The organism is Streptomyces albireticuli (assembly GCF_021228125.1).
Classification (GTDB): domain Bacteria; phylum Actinomycetota; class Actinomycetes; order Streptomycetales; family Streptomycetaceae; genus Streptomyces; species Streptomyces albireticuli.
Window position 1 is genome coordinate 71979 of record NZ_JAJQQS010000010.1, and the last position, 19257, is coordinate 91235.

23 protein-coding genes are annotated in these 19257 nt (G+C 70.4%); 8 read left to right on the forward strand and 15 right to left on the reverse strand.

The window, feature by feature from the left end:
• Positions 1 to 97 precede the first annotated feature (97 nt).
• From LUZ64_RS19390 to LUZ64_RS19415, 6 genes are all read left to right on the forward strand, one after another.
• On the forward strand, positions 98 to 736 hold the full coding sequence (locus LUZ64_RS19390) for a WhiB family transcriptional regulator (RefSeq protein ID WP_095578895.1): 639 nt from the start codon (positions 98 to 100) through the stop codon (positions 734 to 736).
• Positions 733 to 2088, forward strand: a complete 1356-nt coding sequence (locus LUZ64_RS19395) for a DUF2637 domain-containing protein (RefSeq protein ID WP_232398614.1) — start codon at positions 733 to 735, stop codon at positions 2086 to 2088. The genes LUZ64_RS19390 and LUZ64_RS19395 overlap by 4 nt, the downstream gene beginning before the upstream one ends.
• Positions 2085 to 2276, forward strand: a complete 192-nt coding sequence (locus LUZ64_RS19400; RefSeq protein WP_095578894.1) for a hypothetical protein — start codon at positions 2085 to 2087, stop codon at positions 2274 to 2276. The genes LUZ64_RS19395 and LUZ64_RS19400 overlap by 4 nt, the downstream gene beginning before the upstream one ends.
• A 464-nt stretch (positions 2277 to 2740) precedes the next feature.
• On the forward strand, positions 2741 to 3271 hold the full coding sequence (locus LUZ64_RS19405; RefSeq protein ID WP_232398616.1) for a plasmid mobilization protein: 531 nt from the start codon (positions 2741 to 2743) through the stop codon (positions 3269 to 3271).
• Positions 3268 to 4998, forward strand: a complete 1731-nt coding sequence (locus LUZ64_RS19410; RefSeq protein WP_095578892.1) for a relaxase/mobilization nuclease domain-containing protein — start codon at positions 3268 to 3270, stop codon at positions 4996 to 4998. Before LUZ64_RS19405 ends, LUZ64_RS19410 begins: the two co-directional genes overlap by 4 nt.
• Positions 4999 to 5081: 83 nt before the next feature.
• On the forward strand, positions 5082 to 5528 hold the full coding sequence (locus tag LUZ64_RS19415) for a hypothetical protein (protein WP_170116647.1): 447 nt from the start codon (positions 5082 to 5084) through the stop codon (positions 5526 to 5528).
• Between the two features lie 206 nt (positions 5529 to 5734).
• Here the strand turns inward: LUZ64_RS19415 and LUZ64_RS19420 are convergent, their stop codons facing one another.
• From LUZ64_RS19420 to LUZ64_RS19430, 3 genes are all read right to left on the reverse strand, one after another.
• Positions 5735 to 6484 (reverse strand): SPDY domain-containing protein, encoded by a 750-nt coding sequence (locus LUZ64_RS19420; protein WP_372478733.1) that lies wholly within the window; start codon positions 6482 to 6484, stop codon positions 5735 to 5737.
• Between the two features lie 13 nt (positions 6485 to 6497).
• Entirely contained in the window at positions 6498 to 6803 is a 306-nt protein-coding gene (locus LUZ64_RS19425; RefSeq protein WP_372478731.1) for a hypothetical protein, read from the reverse strand.
• 174 nt (positions 6804 to 6977) lie between these two features.
• On the reverse strand, positions 6978 to 7331 hold the full coding sequence (locus LUZ64_RS19430) for an SPDY domain-containing protein (protein WP_095578891.1): 354 nt from the start codon (positions 7329 to 7331) through the stop codon (positions 6978 to 6980).
• Positions 7332 to 8178: 847 nt separating this feature from the next.
• Here LUZ64_RS19430 and LUZ64_RS37545 point away from each other — a divergent pair.
• Both LUZ64_RS37545 and LUZ64_RS19440 read left to right on the forward strand, forming a co-directional pair.
• Complete coding sequence (locus LUZ64_RS37545) at positions 8179 to 8709, forward strand: Pycsar system effector family protein (RefSeq protein ID WP_095578890.1); 531 nt, start codon at positions 8179 to 8181, stop codon at positions 8707 to 8709.
• 15 nt (positions 8710 to 8724) lie between these two features.
• The gene (locus LUZ64_RS19440) at positions 8725 to 9453 is read left to right on the forward strand and encodes a nucleotidyl cyclase domain-containing protein (RefSeq protein WP_095578889.1); all 729 of its coding nucleotides are present in this window, start codon (positions 8725 to 8727) and stop codon (positions 9451 to 9453) included.
• A 187-nt stretch (positions 9454 to 9640) separates the two neighbouring features.
• Here LUZ64_RS19440 and LUZ64_RS19445 read toward each other — a convergent pair whose 3' ends face one another.
• The 12 genes from LUZ64_RS19445 to LUZ64_RS19500 all read right to left on the reverse strand — a co-directional run bounded on the left by LUZ64_RS19445 (position 9641) and on the right by LUZ64_RS19500 (position 19256).
• The gene (locus tag LUZ64_RS19445; RefSeq protein ID WP_232398619.1) at positions 9641 to 10684 is read right to left on the reverse strand and encodes an MSCRAMM family protein; all 1044 of its coding nucleotides are present in this window, start codon (positions 10682 to 10684) and stop codon (positions 9641 to 9643) included.
• A gap of 49 nt (positions 10685 to 10733) precedes the next feature.
• Entirely contained in the window at positions 10734 to 11519 is a 786-nt protein-coding gene (locus LUZ64_RS19450; RefSeq protein ID WP_095578887.1) for an SPDY domain-containing protein, read from the reverse strand.
• 643 nt (positions 11520 to 12162) lie between these two features.
• On the reverse strand, positions 12163 to 13032 hold the full coding sequence (locus LUZ64_RS19455; protein ID WP_232398620.1) for an SPDY domain-containing protein: 870 nt from the start codon (positions 13030 to 13032) through the stop codon (positions 12163 to 12165).
• 49 nt (positions 13033 to 13081) lie between these two features.
• Positions 13082 to 14347, reverse strand: coding sequence for an MFS transporter (locus LUZ64_RS19460; RefSeq protein WP_095581207.1), 1266 nt, complete (start codon positions 14345 to 14347; stop codon positions 13082 to 13084).
• Complete coding sequence (locus LUZ64_RS19465; RefSeq protein WP_143593103.1) at positions 14344 to 14922, reverse strand: hypothetical protein; 579 nt, start codon at positions 14920 to 14922, stop codon at positions 14344 to 14346. Before LUZ64_RS19465 ends, LUZ64_RS19460 begins: the two co-directional genes overlap by 4 nt.
• A complete protein-coding gene (locus tag LUZ64_RS19470) occupies positions 14919 to 15815 on the reverse strand; it encodes a winged helix-turn-helix transcriptional regulator (protein ID WP_232398622.1) in 897 nt (298 codons plus the stop codon). The genes LUZ64_RS19465 and LUZ64_RS19470 overlap by 4 nt, the downstream gene beginning before the upstream one ends.
• A gap of 33 nt (positions 15816 to 15848) precedes the next feature.
• Positions 15849 to 16262, reverse strand: coding sequence for a hypothetical protein (locus LUZ64_RS19475; RefSeq protein ID WP_095581205.1), 414 nt, complete (start codon positions 16260 to 16262; stop codon positions 15849 to 15851).
• Between the two features lie 11 nt (positions 16263 to 16273).
• Positions 16274 to 16720, reverse strand: coding sequence for a hypothetical protein (locus LUZ64_RS19480; RefSeq protein WP_095581204.1), 447 nt, complete (start codon positions 16718 to 16720; stop codon positions 16274 to 16276).
• Complete coding sequence (locus tag LUZ64_RS19485) at positions 16717 to 17172, reverse strand: hypothetical protein (protein WP_095581203.1); 456 nt, start codon at positions 17170 to 17172, stop codon at positions 16717 to 16719. The genes LUZ64_RS19480 and LUZ64_RS19485 overlap by 4 nt, the downstream gene beginning before the upstream one ends.
• A gap of 94 nt (positions 17173 to 17266) precedes the next feature.
• A complete protein-coding gene (locus LUZ64_RS19490) occupies positions 17267 to 17608 on the reverse strand; it encodes an SH3 domain-containing protein (RefSeq protein ID WP_211305008.1) in 342 nt (113 codons plus the stop codon).
• 182 nt (positions 17609 to 17790) lie between these two features.
• Complete coding sequence (locus LUZ64_RS19495; protein WP_095581202.1) at positions 17791 to 18519, reverse strand: hypothetical protein; 729 nt, start codon at positions 18517 to 18519, stop codon at positions 17791 to 17793.
• 14 nt (positions 18520 to 18533) lie between these two features.
• Positions 18534 to 19256: a hypothetical protein gene (locus tag LUZ64_RS19500; protein ID WP_095581201.1), complete on the reverse strand. Its 723-nt coding sequence runs from the start codon at positions 19254 to 19256 to the stop codon at positions 18534 to 18536.
• Position 19257 lies beyond the last annotated feature (1 nt).

A 19257-nucleotide genomic window follows, 5' to 3' on the forward strand; every position in this document is an offset into this window, starting at 1 on the left:
GCCATCTCGCCCCGCGCCCCCTGCCCCGCCTCACCCTCCCCCGTCGCGCGCCATCGCAACCCGCCCGCCGGCCGTGAGGCGTACCCCGGAGACCACCTTGCGCTACATCACCACCGACGATGCCCCGCCCACGCCGCTGCGCGGCATCGCCGACCACAGCTGGCACGTGCGCGGCCTGTGCCACAGCATGGCACCCGAAGACGCCGACAAGATCTTCTTCCCTAAGCCGCGTGACCACCAGGCCATCGCCGAAGCCAAGTCCCTCTGCGGCCGGTGCCCGGTCAAGCGCGACTGCTTCAACCACGCCCTGGACAACGCGATCAAGGACGGGGTCTGGGGCGGCCTGACCGAGGCCGAACGCCGGCCCTGGCACGCCAAGGTCAACCAGCGGCTGGACTACGCCCGGGTCCGCGCCGCCTTCGAGGGCCGCGACGTCCACCTCAGCGACGCCGAACGCGCCGCCGTCACCCGTCACGCCTACGTCCGGGGCTGGACGCCCGAACGCCTGGCCCACACCCTCCGGCTCAACCTGGACTACGCCCGCGACCTGATGCGCGAGGCCGCCCACGCCGTCGCCGATCGCGACCGGTACGGGGACCTCTACGGCAACCAGGACGAGCAGACCTCCGCCCCCGACCAGAGCGACCGCGACGACGACAGCGAGCCCTCCTCCTCGCCCGTCACCCGCCAGGTGCACACCCGCGCCCTGATCGCCGCGCTCGGAAAGGCCGCATGACCCACCCCAGCACTCCCCTGCCCGTCGCCCCCGTCGGCGCCTGGGACCGCCTGGCCATCGTCGCCCTCGGCTCGGCCGGCTGCGCCCTGAGCTACGACGCCCTGCAGCAGATGGCCGTCGCCATCCACGTCCGCGGATTCCTGACCTACCTCTTCCCGCTCGTGATCGACGGCTTCATCGCCTACGGCGTCCGCGCCCTGATCCTCACCCGCACCGCGCCCTGGCACGCACGCGCCTACGTGTGGACGCTCTTCGGCACCGCCACCGCGGCGAGCATCTGGGCCAACGCCCTCCACGCCGTCCGCCTCAACCAGCAGACCGCTCACGAAGGTCTGCGGCTGGGCGACACCGTGGTGGCCATCCTGTCCACCCTCGCCCCGCTCGCCCTCGCCGGCGCGGTCCACCTGTACATCCTCATCACCCGCCACCACCCCCAGCCCGTTCCCGCAGGGGATGCGGCGGCGGACGGAGACGAAGAACGGCCGGTCCCCGTCCCCGGACGGACCGTCGACGGGAACCGCGGTCCCCACCGGCTCAGCTTGGTCCCCGACCCGGCCACCGGTGCCCGCACCGACCAGTGTGCGGTGGGGGACCGTCCTGCCGGAGCATCTACGGGAGCGCGCTCCGGGACCGCCGTCCCGAGCACGACCGGGGACCGGGACCGCCCCGCCGTCCCCGAGATGCACCCCGGAGACCGGCCAGCACCACGGCAGCATCCGGCCGATGGGGACCGGGGACCGGGGAGCGACACCGTCCCGGACGGGGATGGCAACGAAAGCGGGGACAGGGAGGGGGACAGGGACGACGGCGCATCGGTCGCCGACGTCGGGGACCAGGCCGCGACGGACTCCGCCTGCGGTGTCGAGCCCGCCGGGGAACCGGGGACCAGGACCACCCGTCCCCAGGGGAACTTCGGGGACGCGAGCGACGCGGTTCCTGGCACCGGGCCAACCGCCAACAACTCTGCCCCGCCGACCGGGACCGAGCCCACCGGGGACGGTCCCCGTCCGGCCCCCGCGAGCAAGGGTGGGGACCGAATCAGTGTGAGTCCCGACAAGGCATCGGGGACGAAGAACACCGGCGACAGCCCGAAGGGGACCGGGGACCGGTCCCGCAGCAGCGCGGGCAAGCGGTCACCGCAGCTGACAGAGGACGAGGTCGTCCAGCGCCTGCGTCCCCACGTCCCCGCCGTCCTGAAGCGGGACGGCAACAGCGCGATCACCCGCGTCCAGCTGCGGCAGATCATGCGCGCCCAGAACATCGCCATCCGCAACGACCGGCTCACGCCCGTCCTGCAACGCCTGCGCAGCGAGACGGCCGGCACCACCACGACGAGGAGCAGTGCCCGATGAAGACCTGTGAGCGCTTCGCCCGGATCAAGTTCGGTTACGAGCAGGACATCTACTTCCTGCACAGTTATGCCGAGCGGAACCCGGGCACCGCACCGGCCAAGACAAGCGTCAAGAACGCGTTCACGGTGAAGCGGAGCATGGCCAGGGCCCTGAACCGGCACGTCGACCGCTGCCTGCAATGCGGCTGAGCCCGCAAAGACGCAGGTCATCCGCCTACTCCTGAACTGGTTGGACGCGGTGGCCCGGCACGTCACCGGGCCACCGTCCCTGACGAAAGGGCCCCTCGCATCCACTCTCGACACCCGCGCACGACCGGGGCGAGCGACGCTGAGGCCGACGCCTGGGCGGACGTTCTGGTCCGCTACAGCCTCCTGCACAGCGCGGTCCGTGCCCCGAACGGCCAGTGGCTCGTCCAGCACACGCCCGACGCGCCAGCCCTCATCGTCGACGGACCGGCCGCCATGGTCGACCTCGCCGCCGACATCCAGCACCGCATCCGCACGACCAGGACCCGTATCCGATGACGAACCCGAACACGACCTCCGTCCCCGCGCCGGGTGAGCCGGAATCCAACTCGACCTCGGCGCGAGCAAGTTATCGCAAGAGCGTTGCTCCCGCTGGGAGCAACGCTCTTGCCTCCCCCGCCCCAGGAGTGGCGGGAGCGGACCGGCACCAGGGGGCGCCGGTCCACCCGGATGCGGCCGAGGGCGGACCGCATCCGGAAGGGGACCAGCAGCACACCTGTCACACCGCGCACTGCGCGCACGCCGCGCCGCCGCAGCCGCACGTGCGCCAGCGTGAGCGCCTGCGCGACGAGAACAAGCGCATGCGCCAGCCCAGCTGCCGCATGAACGACGACGAATACCAGCTTCTCCTCCGCGCCGCGTCCGCCTGCCGCATGAGCGTCGCCAGTTTCCTCGCCCACGCCGCGCTCAAAGCCGCCCGTGATCTCGACCGCACCGCCGCCGAGATCGCCACCGAACGTGAAGTGCTGACCGAACTGTTCGCCGTGCGCCGGCACCTCGGCCAAATCGGCAACAACGTCAACCAGGTGGCCAAGGCCACCAACGCCGGCGCCGACGTCCCGCACACCCGCGCCGTCCTCGACGCCGTCCACCGCGCCGCGAAGCGCGTCGAGACCTTCACCCAGCACTACCTGGACGACCAGAGCCACGCCGCATGATCCCCAGAGTCCACAAGCGCGGCACCCGCACCCTCGGGCTGCTCTACTACCTGTACGGGCCCGGCACGCACGAGGAACACGTCGATCCGCACCTCGTGGCGGCCTGGGACCCCCTCGCCCCCGACCCCGGCCGCGACCCGCAGGCCACGTACGCGGACCTCCAACGGCTCCTCGACCAGCCGGTCGACGCGCTCGCCAAGAGCCGCCGCCCGGCCAAGCATGTCTGGCACCTGTCGGTCCGCGTCGCACCGGAGGACCCCGTCCTCTCCGACGAGCAGTGGGGCGAGATCGCCCGGCGCATGGTCGCGGCCACCGGCGTCGCCCCCGACGGCGACGACGCCGCCTGCCGGTGGGCAGCCGTCCGCCACGCCGACGATCACATCCACATCATCGCCACCCTCGTCCGCGAGGACGGCCGACGGCCCCGCCTGAACAACGACGCAGGACGCGCCCAGGCCGAAGCCCGCCTCATCGAGGCCGAGTACGGTCTCAAGCAGCTCAACGCTGGTGACGGGACCGCCGCCCAGCGGCCCACCAGCGCCGAACGACACAAGGCCGAACGGCAGCAACGGGAGCGCACCCCGCGCGAGGAATTGCGGGAGGCAGTGCGTCGCTCCGTCGCCGGCGCCAGCAGCGAGGAGGAGTTCTTCGACCGGCTGGCCGCCGCTGGCCTGCTCATCCGGCGGCGCATCGCCCCCTCAGGTGATCTGCTCGGCTACACCGTCGCTCTGCCCGACGACCGCAACAAGGACGGCGAGCCCGTCTTCTACTCGGGGTCCAAGCTGGCCCCCGACTTGTCGCTGCCTCGCATCCGCGAACGCTGGTCCGCCGATGTGAAACAAGACCGGGAGCACGAGGAACCGCCATGCCGAGATCCTCGTACGGTCGCGAGCGCCCCGGCATCCGCACGGCGCCGTGCGGCCACGGCCGCGTGGCAGGCCGTGCTGATCATCGACCACGGAGACGACGCGGCGGTCGCCGCCCAGATCGCGGCGGCCGGCGAGGTCCTGGACGCGCTCGCCAAGACCTCCGCCGCCCACACCCGCAAGCAGCTGCGCGAGGCCGCCTTCGCCTTCGAACGAGCCTCCCGCTCGCATATCCGGGCCGAGCGCGGCCACGACCGTGCCCTGCGGCAGGCCGCCCGCGACCTGGCCTACAGCGGGCCGGCGCTCGGCCGCGGGGAGGACGGGGCCACCACCGCGATGCTGATCGACATGGCCTTCTTCCTCGTGATCGCCGCCGCCCACTGGCACGGGAAGAAGGAGCACGCCCAGCAGGCCGCCGCCGCCCACCAGGCCGCCGAGCACCTGCGCGCAGCCTACCGGGCAGCCGCCGGGACCCCCATGGCCGTTCTCCACCAGCGGGGCCGCCACCTCGCCCAGCCCCTGCAACGGCGGCACGCAGCCACCGTGCGAACGGCCCTGCCCTACCTCGCCGAGCAGGTACTCGCCGAGCCGGGCTGGTACGCCCTGGCCGCCACCCTGGCCGACGCCGAAGCCGCCGGCCACGACCCCACCACCCTGCTCACCGAAGCCGCCACCCGCCGGGAGTTGAACACCGCCGAATCGGTCAGCGACGTGCTCGTGTGGCGGCTGCGCCGCATGGCCGACCTGCCCGCCGACGCCTCAGCCACCCCCCTGACCGACCAGAACACCTCAGCGCACTCCGCTCCGCGGGCCGCCCACACTGCCGGGGCCCGTGCCGACCAGCGCCGGGGGCGCAGGTGAGTTATGGAATTTGTGAGTTGCAGCAGGTCAAAGGGGTGGGGCACGCTCTGTACGGCCCACGAGGACGACGTGAGGGAGACAGGATGTTCGGCCGCAAGCGCGCCATACAGGACCTGCGCGAAATCCAGCAGGAGACGGCGAAATGGCTCCAGGCGCACCCGGAGTCGCCCTTCTCCCAGACCCCCGCGTCGGCGTCGACGCCCGCCGACCCGGACAGCGCTCCGGTCGTGGAGGTGGACGACTTCCTGCCGCCGGACCTGCGGGTGCCTTCCCGGGACGAGATCGCCGGGATGATGATGCGCTACGACAAGCCGCTCATCCTCAACGGCGAGGTCCGGTCCTGCCCGCAGTGCGGCGCGTACCGCGACTGGATCCTGCTGAGCGTCCGCGACGAGGTGTGGCTGCGCTGCCGCGTCGGCCACGAAACCCTTGAGCCCCGACTGAATGCCGCCTGGTACAACCGCAATTCAGGCCCGATGGATCGAATGCACCCCACTCTCGAAGACGGCCTGAATCACCTCGGCCACTGACCCCACGCGCCAGGCGCCCGGACCGTCCGCTGACGGGCCCAGGCATGAGAATGCCCCTGCCGCCCTTACAAGCAGCGGCAGGGGCATCGGCGTTCGGTCACCTAAACACCTCTGCGCGCAAGGGGGAAGGCGGAAGCCGCCGTCGCGGTAAGCGACGGCGGCTTGGGCACCGCGGCGCTGAGTCGACCTCGCGACGGTCCGCGAGATCAGCTGAGCGAGATGACGGTGAGCTGTCCCTCGGTGCTCTCGGGCAGCGTGCGCCGTAGGACGGGAGCCTGCGAGGCGAGGGAGGAGGCGAAGGCGGCGACCAGGTCGTGCGGGACGCTGGCACTGAAGGTGGCGCACCACAGGTAGGGGTCTCCCAGGACCGGTTCCACCCATGCCTGCCAGCCGACCAGGTCGGTGCGTGGGTCGGCGTCGTGGACGAGATCCGGCAGGGGCTCGAGCGAGACACTGGAGGTGAACGCCGGGTCCGTGGCCGTGGTGGCGGGGCGGTCGATGTCGCGGATCCACCCCTGGGCGGTCAGCGCGGTGAGGACGGATTCGGGCCCGTCGAAGCCGACGTCCGGTTCAGCACGGGCATCGAGGGCGAGGAGGAAGTCAGCCAGCGCCTCGGGTGGGGTACCGGTGGTGAAGTACGCGTTCCACTCCGTCATGGCGCTGGTGGAGTGGGCCCGAGCAGAGACCTGCCACGCCACGGGCAGCCCACCCAGTTCGAAGGGGTAGCTGGCCAGAATCCATTCCGCGCCGCGCAGTTCGTCCGGGCTCACGTAGAGCAGGGTGTCGCGGGCGGTCGGCCAGTTCTTCCACCCGGCACTGGTGAGGAGTGTGCCGGCCTGCTCGGCCAGGCAGCCGTCGTCACCGGCCAGGTGGCGTGGTGAGACCCAGTACGCGGGTGGCGTGGAGCTCGGGATGGAAGGGTCGAAGGAAGGGTGCGGACTCAGGGGCACCTCCAGGAGATCGGGGTGTTCACTGACCACCGTCGACGGGACGGAGCGTCCCGCGTCGCCTGCGCCGGGGGACCTCGACCGGCTCCTGCCAGGTCAGCTGGACAGCGACGTCGGGCGGAAGGTGTCCGTGCTGCTCGCCTGCCCTGTCCTCCGCAATGAAGACCACGGGATGTCCCTGCTCGTCCCGCGAGCCGATGACGCCGGCGATCTGGTGGGCCATGGGGAAGAACGGGTTGACGGCCAGGCGGACCGCCGCGTCCCGGTTGCAGGCGGACAGGGAGTCGATCAACTCGCCTACCGTCATCTCCGGCTTGTGCACGTCCACTGTGGATCTCCTTGCGGTAACGGGCGGGGGAAGGTTCGAGCCGCGTGCGAACAGAGGTGGCACGCAAGGCGAAGGGCCAGCTGAGTCCCGGAAATCGAACGGGCCAGCACCGGCGTGGGCGAGGCCGGCCGACAAGTAACGACTAGGCAGCCGATCATCGTGTGGCGAGCGGCCTCACACAGGCCAGGACGTCGCCAGGACGCGGGCCATCGTGGCGGCGACGATCTCAGCTGGGGTCTCGATGTCGAAGGACACGTGATAGCCGGGGACCGTCGCGGTACCGGTGACAGAGAGCCTCCAGCCCTCGCCGTCGGTGCCGGATCGGCCGGTGGGGAACCAGCCGAGGTAGAAGCGGCCGTCCTTGCTGCCGATATGAACATCGCTGCGGTCGTCCACGATGAGATTGAATTCCTCGGCCCCGAATTGGTCGGTCACCAGGGCCGGCTGCCCGGGGCCCAGCCTCCACCGGCGCAGTCGCAGTGCCTCAACAGTCGTTGAGAACCCGGGACGGGCTACATCCACGGTCACGGAGCGATCCCCTCTCTGACCTGGGGTTTTCCAGGAGGCGTCTACGTTGACATGCCGTAGAAGTGTTGGCCAGCCCTTTCGGGATCTTCTCCGTCTGCCCGAGGCGAACTGCTATTAGCCGCGGGCCACCCCTAACCTCAGAAGCCCTCCGGATCTCACTATCGCGGTGCGCACCGACCCGCAATGCGTCGTCGCCAGCGAGCCGGAACTCTGGGCAGCTGAGGCATTAGTGACGGTTCGAACGCGGCGGGTGGGAGCACCCGCAATTCGCGGGGCCTGGGACACCGCGCCGCGGGCGGGCGCGGCTCTGGGTGGGCCAGTGGGAACATCAACGGGGCCACCGCGTGCCGGGGCCCGCGATGACCGTGCTGGTGAGGCTGTGCGGTAAGGAAGGCGGCGTCTTCGTCGTGGCGCCGCTGCAGCCGGTCTCGTACGCACGGGGCCAGGACGGTGCCCTCGGCGAGGTACCTCTCCAGGCGGTTGACTTGGTCCAGAAGCTTGTCGAGGTTTTCTGAGGTGAGGGCGACGTTGCGACACTTGAGCGGCTGGCAGTCGGGCAGCGAGGGCACGCCCTCGCGTGAGCGGCGGCACAGAGCGCGGTCGGGGTTGTCCACGCAAGCGACGAAGGCGCCCGGGTAGACGCGCGGATCATTGTGGCGCATGTATCGTTCAAGGCGCTTGCGGTCAGGAGTGACCTTGCCCGGGAATTCGACCTCACGTTCCATCGAGGCGCGGCGGCCCTCGCGTGAGACTCACGCCCCACCGGCATCAGGCTCCCGCAGCTGAGTCTTCGGGAGCCTGTGGCATTCCCGGCTGCACTGTCAGTGCTGCGGTGGAGGATGGGCATGTGACGGATACATCTTCGACACCAGAGGCCGAGCCGCCTCCGAATCCCGACCACGCCTGGAAAGCCCTGGCTCTGGTCATCGACTGGATCAAACACGCCGAGACGAAGGCCGGCGCCACGCTGGCCGCCACGGGAGTCACCGGTGGTGTGCTCTACAACCTCACCAAAGACGTGGAAACTCCCTCGACCTGGCTGATCGCCAGTGCCGCCGTCTGCGCGCTCGCGGTGCTAGGAGCGGGACTCTGCGCCAGCCTTGTGCTCTGGCCCCGCCTGAAGATGAAGGAAGACCCGACCAGCCTTCTCTACTTCCACCACATAGCCCGCGGGCATATCGCCAGCAGCACCTACGCCACCTCGTTGGTCGCCCTGACCAAGGACGCAGAAGCCCTCGTCACCGAGATCGCCAGCCAGAGCTGGGCGAACTCCAAGGTGGCCCACGACAAGTACATGTGGGGCGGTTGGGCCATCCGCCTGCTGCTGATCGCCTTCATGGCCCTTGCCGTAGCTGCCGGTTTCCGTGTGATCGACTAGCCCCGAGAAGGAACTTTGGACAGCAACCACAAGCCGTACGATCATGTCGCGAGCGCCCACCGGATCAAGGAATATCTGACCGGAACCCAGGGCACGTATGAAGAGGTCAAAGAGCTGCCCGATCGGGACAAGCTCACTTTTACCAACGGCTTCTACGCTTACTGCTCGGCGATCTTCGTCGACATCCGCGGCTCCTCCCAGCTCCCTAGCCAGTACAAGCGCCCCCGGCTCGCACGGATCTACCGGGCATATCTTTCCGAGCTGGTCGCGATTTTCAACGGCGACACCAACGCCCGAGAGATCAACATCGCTGGAGACGCGGCTTGGGCGGTCATCAACACCCCCTTCAAGGCCGACATCAACAGCGTCTTCAGCCTGGGTGCGCAAGCCAACTCGATGGCCAAGGTCCTGAATTACGAGATGGCCAAGGCGTCGTACGGCTATCCGATCAAGATCGGCATTGGAATGTCGTACGGCCGGGCACTCATGATCAAGGCGGGATATAACGGAAGCGGGATCAACGACATTGTCTACATGGGGGATGTTGTCAACGAGGCAGCGAAGCTCGCCAACTACGGCAACAGTCGCCCAGGCGTGTCCGCGCTCGTGACGTCGTCCCTCTTCCACTCCAATCTGAATGAGCACAACCAGGGTCTGCTTCGGTACGACAGCGATCGCCAGTGTTACACCGGGAACGTGGTCAATACGGCGATGGAAGAGTGGTTCAAGGAGAACTGCAACTAGCCCGAGCGGGGGGGGCACCTCGGCGCAGGCTCACGTGTACGGGCTGAGGCTGGACACAAAGACCCGTACACGTCCGGGCTGAGGGCGAGGAAGGTCCGCTGGCCGAACGCGATCGTCGGCAGGGCATGCGAAGGCCCCCGGAATCGTGCGGATTCCAGGGGCCTTGTCAGCGGTTGATCAGGTTGTGTCAGCTCTCAACAGGGTGTTCGTCGCTCTCGTCGTCCGTACGGCGTCGGCGCACGGCGATGACCGCTCCTCCGCCGGCAGCGAGCAGGAGGCCGGCGGCGCCGAGAAGCCACGGGGTGGCGTCGGCGCCGGTGTGGGCGAGCGAGCCCTCGGGCTCGGGCTCGGGCGGCACGGTGCTCGAGGTGGTCTCGTCTGTGGTCGGGGTACGGGAGGCGGACGGGGAAGGGGCGGTCCTGGTTTCGGACGGCTTGTCCGGCGTCGGCTTGTCCGAAGGCTTCGCCGGGGTGGTCGTGTCCGGTGAGGCGGGCGGGGTGGTGGGCGGTTTGGTCGGCCGGTCGTTCGCCGTGTTGGTGAGGGTGACGGCGACCGTCGCGCCGGGCTTGGCGGTGATCTTCACCGGCTTGGCGTCCAGTGTGTAGCCGGCGGGGGCCTTGGTCTCCGTGGCGGTGTATTCGGTGCCGGTGCGGGAGGAGACGGGGAGCTTGACCGAGGCCGTGCCGTCCTTGCCGGTGGTCAGGGTGACTGAGTCGCCCTTGCCGGTCGGCGTGATGTTGATGACGGCACCGGCCAGTGGCTTGCCATTGGCCTTGTCGGTCTTCTTGACGGTCATGTCGGCGGGCTTGAACGGGTCGATGATCGTCAGTGGCGAATCCAGGCCGGCGGTGACGATGACGTCCTGGTCGGGCACGAGGTCGTGGAGGGAACTCCCGGTGGAAGTCTCCTTGAGGCGGTACACGCCCGGGGTGACGCCTTCGAAGCGCAGGATTCCTTCGCTGTTGGTCTTTCCCTGGAGGGCCTTCGTTCCGTTGATGGTGTCGAGGAGGCTGAACTGGGCGCCTTCCAGGACGGCTCCGCTGGGGTCCTTCTTGGTGATCTGGACACCACCAGCCTGGGCCTCCGGCATGCTTCGCGCGGAAGCGGATGTGGTCGGGGTGGGCTCGGGGGCGTTGGCCGAGGCGGTCGGGGCCCAGGCCAGGGTGCCGGTGACAGCAGCGGCAACGGTGAGGGCCGCGGCAGGGAGATGGCGGACGGAATGGGTGTGCAAGTAGGACTTCTCCATGGAAGGGGCAGAGCTGCCCGTGGGGTGAGGGTGGTCAGCGGGCCCGGCTCGGCCCGGGGAGCGCAGGCGGCGTCGCGATCGGTGAGGCGACGGGCGGCTGCTGAGCCGGGGTTGTCGCCGCGATGTGGACGTGGCGACGGGTGTGGAAGGGGATGTCCTTCACCGCGCGGCTCAGCGGCTCCGTGGAGATCAGTGACGCGGTGAAGGCCGCGACCAACGAGGTGGGCGTGCCGTGGGAGAACCGTGCGCGCCAGTGGGGCTCGCTCGGGTATCCGCCCCAGACCCTCCAGGTCGGCGAGTCGGTGCTGGTCGCGGCGTAGCGGTGCTGCACGACGCCGAGAGACTCGGGGTCGCGGAAGAACTGGGCGCCGTCGGTCTTGACCTGGTGGCTCCAGCCGCGGGCGAGGAGCAGGGTGTATGCCTCCTGCGGCGGTGTGTCGTCATCGAACAGCCAGTCGTGGTCGCTGTGGCGGCCTTCGAGGTAGAGGTCGAGCAGTTCGGCGTGGAAGTCGTGGAGCAGTTCGACGGGGGTGGTGGCGTCGAAGGTGACCTGCCAGGCCGCAGGCCCGAACGGGGCGCGGTTTGCGGTGACGGTCCACTTCCCGTTGCGGGGGCTGTCGGGGTCGGGGACCAGGCCGGTGAACAACCGCAGGCAGGGGCTGGTGGCGAGGGCTGCCCCTGCGTCGGTCTGGTGCAGGGACCAGTCCTTGGGGAAGGGCCAGACCGTACGGAGGTCGGCTGCTCCGGGGCCCGCGAGGTGGCGGGGTATGACCTTCACCTGATGATCCGGGGCGAGGTTGACGAAGGGGTCGGTCGGCATGAGCAGGTCCTCAGCGGCGGCGGGCGGGGCGGCTCCGCCAGGAAATGGGCGGTGGGCTGGCGGCCCGGGCAATCGGTTGGCAGCACTCAGCGGACGTCCGTCTGCCCGCGGTCGGGTCAGGGAGTACGAGAGGCCGGGCGGCCAGCTGGTGCGGCCGGTGGCCGCCCAGTTGTGGGGGCAAGGGATGTGCGCTGCGGAGCGGAGACCGTGGCGGTGCCGGGAACCACACCTGCGTGTACTGCTCGATCGCGTGGCGCAGTCCGCGGACGTCGGCTCCCTTCCAGGGTGGTTCGCCGTCGCGGTGCCAGTCGCGGATGCGCGCGTATCCGTCCTGGCCTGGGCGCACATCGCGGGGGCGACATCCCGTTGGGTGAAGGTGTCGTGGTCGGCGAAGGTGAGGATCGCGCTGTCGACTACCCCCTGCTCGGGATGGATCGCCTGCAGGCGCAGGCCGTCGTACTGACCCTCGAAGATGGTGGGCGCAAAGTTGATGCGCAGGCGCAGCAGGGAGCCGGGGGCGGGGGTGGCGTAGTAGGTGTTGCGACGACGGTGCTGTCGTCGAAGGGAAGCCCGAGCTGCTCAGTGAAGAACTGGTGGGCGTGCAAGGACACGGGGAGGAGCCTTCCGGCAGAGGAGAGGCGGGTCAGCGGCGGGGGCCGGCGGCGCGGCTCGCGGGTAGGGCGGCGGGCTGTGAGGTGGTGCTCCAGCGGGGGACGCTGACCGTGCCCAGCGCCGGTGGGCGGCGGGCAGCGGTGCGTCGTACGTCGAGTGGGGTGGGCGCTGGGGGCGGTGGCGGCGTGAGGGGGGTGAGCTGGGCGGCCTCGCGCAGGGCGCGGGGCATCGCGTCCTTCCAGCGCGGCACCGGGGCCGGGTCGCAGACCGCGGTGGTGATGGCGGTGACCAGGTGGACGGGGGTGTGGGAGGAGGCGGTGGCGTACCAGCGGGGTCCGGCCGGTCCGCACCACAGGTGCCAGCGGGCCTCCAGTGTGGTCAGCTCGCGACCCGGGTCGAGCCGGCCGACGGCGTACTCCAGGCCGGCCATGCCGTCGGCGCTCTTCAGCTCCATGATGTCCCCGCGCGGGCCCTGGAGTTGCCAGCCGCGGTTGATCAGGGGCACCACGGCGTCGAACGGGGATGCCGGGCCGTGGGCCAGCTCGCGGCCGGTGAGGTAGGCGTCGGGACCGTCGGTATACGCCTGGGCCAGGGCGGTGGTGAAGGCGGTGACGAACTCGGTGGGCGCTGCGTCGTTGAAGCACACGCCCCAGTGCGGCTGTGCGAAGGCGTCGGCGTAGGCGGAGATCCGCCACAGACCGTCGTCGTCGCCTTCGGGCAGATAGCCCAGGCGGAGCTTGCCGTCAGGTGAGGAGAGGTAGACGTTGCCGGCCTTGTCGTAACGCGACTTCCAGCCCAGGGCGAGGAGGGGCTTCAGGGCCGGGTCGCCGGTGAAGGTGCTGCCGGCGAGGTAGCGCGGGGAGACGTGGACGTCCCCGTCGATCTGATCGGGGTCGGGCATGAGCACCTGCAAGGGGTGGGGTCGTGGACGCGGAGGGCGGGGCGGCCGGTCAACTGCACGGCTGGGCGCCGGACGGCCGGACCTGCGCGGTGTGCAGCCCGGGAAGGGTCCGCAGCCGGGCGAAGGTGAGGGCGAGCCCGATCGTCTGGACGGCGGCGCAGACGGTGATGACGCTGTTCAGTGCGGGACCGGGGGTGAGGGCGACCAGGAGCCCGGCGAGTGGGAAGGGCAAGAGGAAGAGCAGGATGGTCAGGCTGAGGGTGGCGCCGAAGACGTCGGGCGGGATGAGGTGGGAGCGCAGGGTGCGCAGGACCACGGACATGCCGCCTTCGCCGGCCATGAGAACGGCGATCAGGATCAGGTAGGTGGTGTAGGTGTGGGCGGTGGCGACCGCCCAGCCAGCGCCGGTGACCACCGCGGCGGAGGTGGCGCCCACAACCCACAGTCCGTACCGGTCGATCGCCTTCCGGCACACAGCGAGGGCGATCAGGGAGGCGAGGGCGGCGGCCGACCAGATCAGGCCGACGGAGGCGCTGGAGTGCCCCAGGTGCTGGACCACGATGACCGGGGCGGCGGCCTGGACCAGGCCGATCCCCAGGTTCGCCAGCGTCATGCCCGTCACCAGCCAGGCCAACGCGGGCAGGGACCGCAAGGTTTCCCACCCGGTGCGCAGCCCCTTCATCACCGGAACCGGTTCCTCGCCAGCGTGCTGGGGCTGGCGTGGGGTGAGGGCGGCTCCGGTTAGGGAGAAGCAGGCGAGGGTGGCCAGCATGCCGGAGGCGCCGGTGTGCTGGAGCAGCACGCCGGCGAGCGCGGGTCCAGCCAGGGTGGCGACCTGGTCGATGCCGAGGAGTACCGTCTGCACGCGGTGTGCGTGCTGGCCGGCTTGGCGGCTGGCGGCGGCTCCTGCGGTCTCGGCCGCGATGTAGCTGAACTCGGTGAGTACGCCGGTGCTGGCGGCCAGCAGCATGACCGTGGCCGTCGCTTCCGGCCCTGCGGAACGGGCGGGGAGCATCAGGGCGGCAGCCAGTACCACGAGGGCTCGGGCCACCGAGGCGTACCGCAGGACGCGCGTGGTGCCGTAGCGGTCGACCATCGCGCCGGCGAGGGCGAACGCCGAGAGGCGGGGAATCCACTCCAGGGCGAACGCCAGCCCAGTGAGCGCGGCCGAGTCGGTGGTGGCCAGCACGAGCAGGGGAATGCCGTACGTCGTCATCGCGAAGGCGCCGGCGTCGGCGGTGCGCGGCAGGTAGATGCCGCGCACGACGCCGTGGACCGGGCGGCGGGCATGCCGCGGTCGGAGGCCAGAGCTCAACGGCTGCGCTCCGCCTCGGCCGGTGCGACGGTTGACCGGCGGATGGGGGCGAGGACGGACGGGTTCGTACGGATCCACTCAGCGACTGCGGTCCACGGCCGGTGCAGGCTGATCAACGCATCCGCGTCGGGAAGCAGCCCGGCGTCCCCAGCCTGCCGCACCTGGTGCGGATCGACGGTCTCCCCGGCCACCAGGCCCAGGACCGCCTCGCGGTGCAGCAGCGCGAGGGTCTGCTGGACGCGGGTGACGAAGTCGCTGGCCGGTACGGGGAACTGCTGGGTACGAGCCCAGCGGGCAACCGTGTCGTATACGTCGGCCAGGTCGGCGCCGCGGCCGGTGAGCCGGTGGCAGGGCCCATTTCGGTGTCCGGCGCGGATGAGCTGGTGGGCACGTCCGATGCCCAGCGCGTGACGGATCTGGTGGCGCGTGAGGTCGGCGAAGGTGCGCCCGAGCATGCGGCGGTTGACGGGCCCGTTGTCGTCGATCTCGGTGACCAGCCGGATCAGGCCCGGATGGGACAGCACTGTGACGGCGCGGGTCACCTGTGCAGCGGTGAGCGTTGAGGTGGTGCTCATCGGCGGTGGACTCCCGCGGACGGGGCCGTGATCGGGCGGGCGGGTACCTGGTGCGAGAAGAGGTCGCCCGGCTGCCACCTGGCTACCGGTCGCTGCGCCGCCGGGAGTACCGGGGCCGAGGGGGCGGGGGCCGGGAGTGCCGGCACGCGCGACTGGTGAGTGACCCAGGCCCCCGTCCGAACCTGAGAGGGGGCCGGCGCCTGCCCCCACACCGGGTGGCTGCCGGAGTCGGACAGGGGCCGTCCCCCCGCCCAGGCCGAAAGGGCACGGTAGAGCGGGGCGAGGTCGCGGCCCTGGGCGGACAGCTGAAAGGCCGATTCGTCGGTGGCCTCGACGAGGCCGTCGTCGATGAGCTGACGCAGCGGCGGGTAGACGGCACTGAGGTTGTAGCCCGGCATCGCGGCGGCGGCAAGCCCTCGGGCGCTGGCGGCACCCCGCGCCTTCAGCGCCCACAGCAGCGGGGTGGCGTGGCGGGGGGTGAGCAGGGTGAGGGAGTCCTCGATGTTGTCGGCCGCCGCGATGCGTTCGGGCTCGGGTTCGCCGGTCTTCGCATTGGGCACCAGGTTCTTCTCCAGGTGCGTGTTGCCCCAGGCGGCGATCACGGTCAGGACGGGCATCAGCTCGGCGCCGCGGGCGGTGAGGCCGTAGGTGACGTGCCGGGGCGCGTATGCGGTGCGCTCGACCAGGCCGGCGTCGGTGAGCTTGCGGAGCCGGGGGTGGAGCTGGCCGTCGGCGAGCCACGGCAGCTTCGGCTTGATCTCCGCGTACCGCAGCGGCTGGCCGGCGAGCGTCATCAGCGCCCAGACGCTCCAGCGGGGAGCGAGCATCTCCAGCGCTTCGGTGACACGGGAGAGGTCAGTGAGCGTGGTGCGGGGCAGACCAGTGGTGGCCAAAGGGGGAACTCCTGGAGAAAAGGGGGCTGAGCGTCAGCGGGCGCGAGAGGCGGCAGGTACCGGACGTGCTGGCACTGCCGGCAGGGCGGCCGTCGGGGACTTGGTGTCCGGGCCGGGCAGCCGGCGAAGACTCGCGAGGACCGCGGTCACGCTCTTCGCATGGGCGTCGCGGACAGCGACGGATTCAGCGATGCGGCGGGCGCAGTCGAGGATGTGGCCGGCATCGAAGCGGCCGATCTCCCGGTCTGGACCGGCGAGTTGCCGCAGCCGTTCCAGTTGGAAGTCGATGTTCCGCTCGGCGAGGGAAAGGTCGGTGTGGCTACCGAGAAGGGCGCCCAGCATGCTGTCGCGGGCAGTGGCGCCGGCGTGGGCTTCGAGGGTGGAGAGCGGCTGTCCGTAGAGGGCTTCGATGCGGTCGGCGAGGGCCTGGGAGGCGGTGTGGGGCAATCAGCTCCCTTTCACGGTCGGCGGGCCCGCATCGCCCCGGCCCGCACGGGTACCGGGGCGGCCGGGGGAAGGGCAGTAGTGATCTTCGGCCGGGCGAACTGCACGGACCGCGACGTGCCGGTGGCCGGCGCAGGCATCGTGCGCAGCAGCTCGTCCAGGGCGGCGCGGTATCCCTCGCGGGCGTCCAGCGCTGCCTCCAGCCACTGGGCGTCCATCCGCAGATCCTCCGCAGACAGCTCGCCCATATCGCGGTCGGGGTCCGTCGCTTGGTGGACACGATCCCGGACCCGTGCGACCTGTTCCTCAGCGAGGACCAGGAAGCTGCGCAGCTCCAGCGCGCGCCGCAACGCCACCGGCGCCACCTCGGTGGCCGCCGTCTCGTACAGCTCACCGATGGCGGCACCGAAGGTGTCTTCGAGCCGGCGGTCCTGACTGCTGGGCTTGATGGTCACGCTCACCGTGTCGCTCCCCGGATCGGGACGGCCGCCGTGGACGGACGCGTCGGCGCGCTGGTCTGCAGGGCCGGCCCCCGGCTGGCGGCCACGGTGGCGCCGCGCCAGGTGCCGGGGCCGCGCTTGCTCAGGGCGGCCGGTTCGAGGAGGAAGCGCACGACCATGGCACGGCCATCCCGAGCAGTGACAGCAGCGTTCACCCGGTGGGCGAGATCCATCACCGAATCGTCGAGCGGTACGGGATCCTGGGAAAGAACGGCGACAAGGTCGTCCTCACATCGCTCCAGCGCCACCTGAGCCTGCGCCAACAGGCCATGCCAGTACACGACTTCCGTCGCCTGCTCGTTGGCGTGCGGGGCCGTCGCGACAGCCTGGCGCAGCTCGGGCACGCTCATCTGGAATCGGGCCTCGATCTGCTGGGTGATGACGCCCATCACGTCGTCGGCGTCGTCCGGCACAGCCAGCTCCTCATCGTGAGTCTTCCAGCAATGGAAGGTGCCTCGTCTACCTCGGTGGAATTCACTCCAAGAAAGCCAGGGCGACTACGGGTGCTTAGTCCAAACACATGTAGACGTCTCGATAGACGTAGGTGCCGGATACCCAGCCCGTAATACCCGTGGCCCGGTCCGTGATGTAGTGCCAGTTCCCACTGCTCTTGTGGACGGTGAACTGGTGCCTCTGGTACAGGACGCCGACAGCGGTGGATTGCGTGGTCGCCTTGGAGCGAATGGTGACGGCCTTGGTGCCGACCACCCACGGTCCGGGCCGGTGACAGTCAACGGCTGACGCGGTCGGCGCGGCAGCGGGCGCTGCGCTGGCTACGGTGGCGGAGGCCAGGGGCAGGGACAGTGCGCCGAGCACGGCGGCGCAGGCAGCGACTCGGGAAGAGCGCATGAAGAATTAATCTCCAGACAGGTGCGGGAATGCAGAGGCGAGCCTCGACGTGAGACGGGCGAGGCGAATACAAGAGTCCGGAGAATTCCCGGTTTCGCTAACCGGGGATCGCCTGTTATGTTCCGGCCACCTCACGGGGGGATTCCGGCGGCAATCCCCAGCGCGTCACGCGGGCCGCGGACTCAGCGGCTTCTGCCGCGCGGCGGTGCAGTCGGCGCAGGTCGTGCGGGCGAGGCGGGCACGGGGCTGCGGCGCGCGAGCGGTGGAGCGGTCGGCAGAGCGGCGGCATCGCCGGAGTAGTGGTTCTCCCACCACTCGGTGGCGGCCTCGAAGGTGGCGAAGCCTCCTTCGCGCAGCGTGTGCGTCCCCGCGTCGAGGTCGGCTTCCTCCAGCAGGATGCGGAAGGGCAGCGGTGCCCGCTCGTCCAGGGCGCGCAGGACCACCATGGTCTCCGGCCGGGCCGAGGTGTCGTCGGTGTAACTGGTCAGCAGGGCGAAGTGATCGCCGTCGGTCATCAACCGCTCCTGCAAGGCACGGGTTGCCTCGTCGGCGGGCCGCGTGCCCATGCCGTCCGGGAGGCGGATGGCCTCCTTCGGGCAGCCGCGGGCGATCAGCCAGGACTGGGCCATCGCCGGCAACGGCAGTTCGGCGTGCTCGAAGCGGAACGTACGGGCGGCGATGTCGCGTTGCAGGTGCAGGGCGACGATCTGCGGCTCGCCCGGGATGCCCCAGGTGACGGCGCCGTTGTGGAGGACGTAGAAGCTGTGCCGGGCGTCGTCGGTGTGGTGTTCGGCCAGCACAGTGAGCATGTCCTGCTCGCCGGCGATGTGCTGCCAGAACTGCTCCTCGACCTGCGGGGTCTCGGCTTCAAAGCCGTCGAGGCGGAGGAGGTCGGGTTCGTCGTGCGGCATAAGGGCTCTCGGGGTCAGTGGCGGCGGGCGGCGGTGGTGCCGCGGGCGTCAGCGGCGAGTGCCGGCGGCCAGGCCCCGGCCCGGTGGGCAGGCGCGATGGGCAGGCTGGTGCGGCGTGATCCGGACAGCGCGGCGCGGCCGGCGTCGGTGAGGGTCACGGGTTGCCCGGCGTGCACGGGATGGGAGGTGTCCCGCTCCACGAGACCGGCCTCGTCCAGGCGCTGAAGCTGGCCGTAGGCGATGCGGGCTCCGGAGGCGGTGACGACCGACAATCGCTGGGTGAGCAGGTGTTCGTGCAGCTTGGCGCCCTGGGCGATGGCCAGGAGGGCGGCGATGTCCGGTGCCGTCATCTCCTGGGTCGCGGCAGGGCCGTGCGTCCGCGCGGCTGCCTTGACAGGTTCCAAGGCGGCCAGGACCTCCCGTTCGCATTCCCCGCGGGCGGCGACAGCATCCTTCAGCTGGCCGACAGTGCGATCAATGCGCGCGAACAGCGCCTTGTCGATGAGGAACTCACCGGAGGACAGGCGGTTCAGCAGGACGCGGTAGAAGGTCACGGACGTCTCGGCCTGGACAAGGCTGCGGTGGACGTCGACCAGACGGGCGCGCGGCGCATCGAGCAGACCGCGGTCTCGGTGCTCCCACAGCTGGTCGACGCTGTGGCCCGTGACGGACTCGATGCGGTGATCAAGTGCCGTCAGCGCCCTCCCGGTTTGGTCCGGCACGCGGGTTGTGGGCATG

Bases quoted from the DNA above. Each gene is read 5' to 3' on its own strand.
- LUZ64_RS19410 (WP_095578892.1), top strand. From the start codon at position 3,268: ATGATCCCCAGAGTCCACAAGCGCGGCACCCGCACCCTCGGGCTGCTC.
- LUZ64_RS19500 (WP_095581201.1), bottom strand. From the start codon at position 19,256: ATGCCCACAACCCGCGTGCCGGACCAAACCGGGAGGGCGCTGACGGCA.
- LUZ64_RS19400 (WP_095578894.1), top strand. From the start codon at position 2,085: ATGAAGACCTGTGAGCGCTTCGCCCGGATCAAGTTCGGTTACGAGCAG.
- LUZ64_RS19395 (WP_232398614.1), top strand. From the start codon at position 733: ATGACCCACCCCAGCACTCCCCTGCCCGTCGCCCCCGTCGGCGCCTGG.
- LUZ64_RS19465 (WP_143593103.1), bottom strand. From the start codon at position 14,922: ATGAGCACCACCTCAACGCTCACCGCTGCACAGGTGACCCGCGCCGTC.
- LUZ64_RS19490 (WP_211305008.1), bottom strand. From the start codon at position 17,608: ATGCGCTCTTCCCGAGTCGCTGCCTGCGCCGCCGTGCTCGGCGCACTG.
- LUZ64_RS19450 (WP_095578887.1), bottom strand. From the start codon at position 11,519: ATGCCGACCGACCCCTTCGTCAACCTCGCCCCGGATCATCAGGTGAAG.
- LUZ64_RS19455 (WP_232398620.1), bottom strand. From the start codon at position 13,032: ATGCCCGACCCCGATCAGATCGACGGGGACGTCCACGTCTCCCCGCGC.
- LUZ64_RS19495 (WP_095581202.1), bottom strand. From the start codon at position 18,519: ATGCCGCACGACGAACCCGACCTCCTCCGCCTCGACGGCTTTGAAGCC.
- LUZ64_RS19415 (WP_170116647.1), top strand. From the start codon at position 5,082: ATGTTCGGCCGCAAGCGCGCCATACAGGACCTGCGCGAAATCCAGCAG.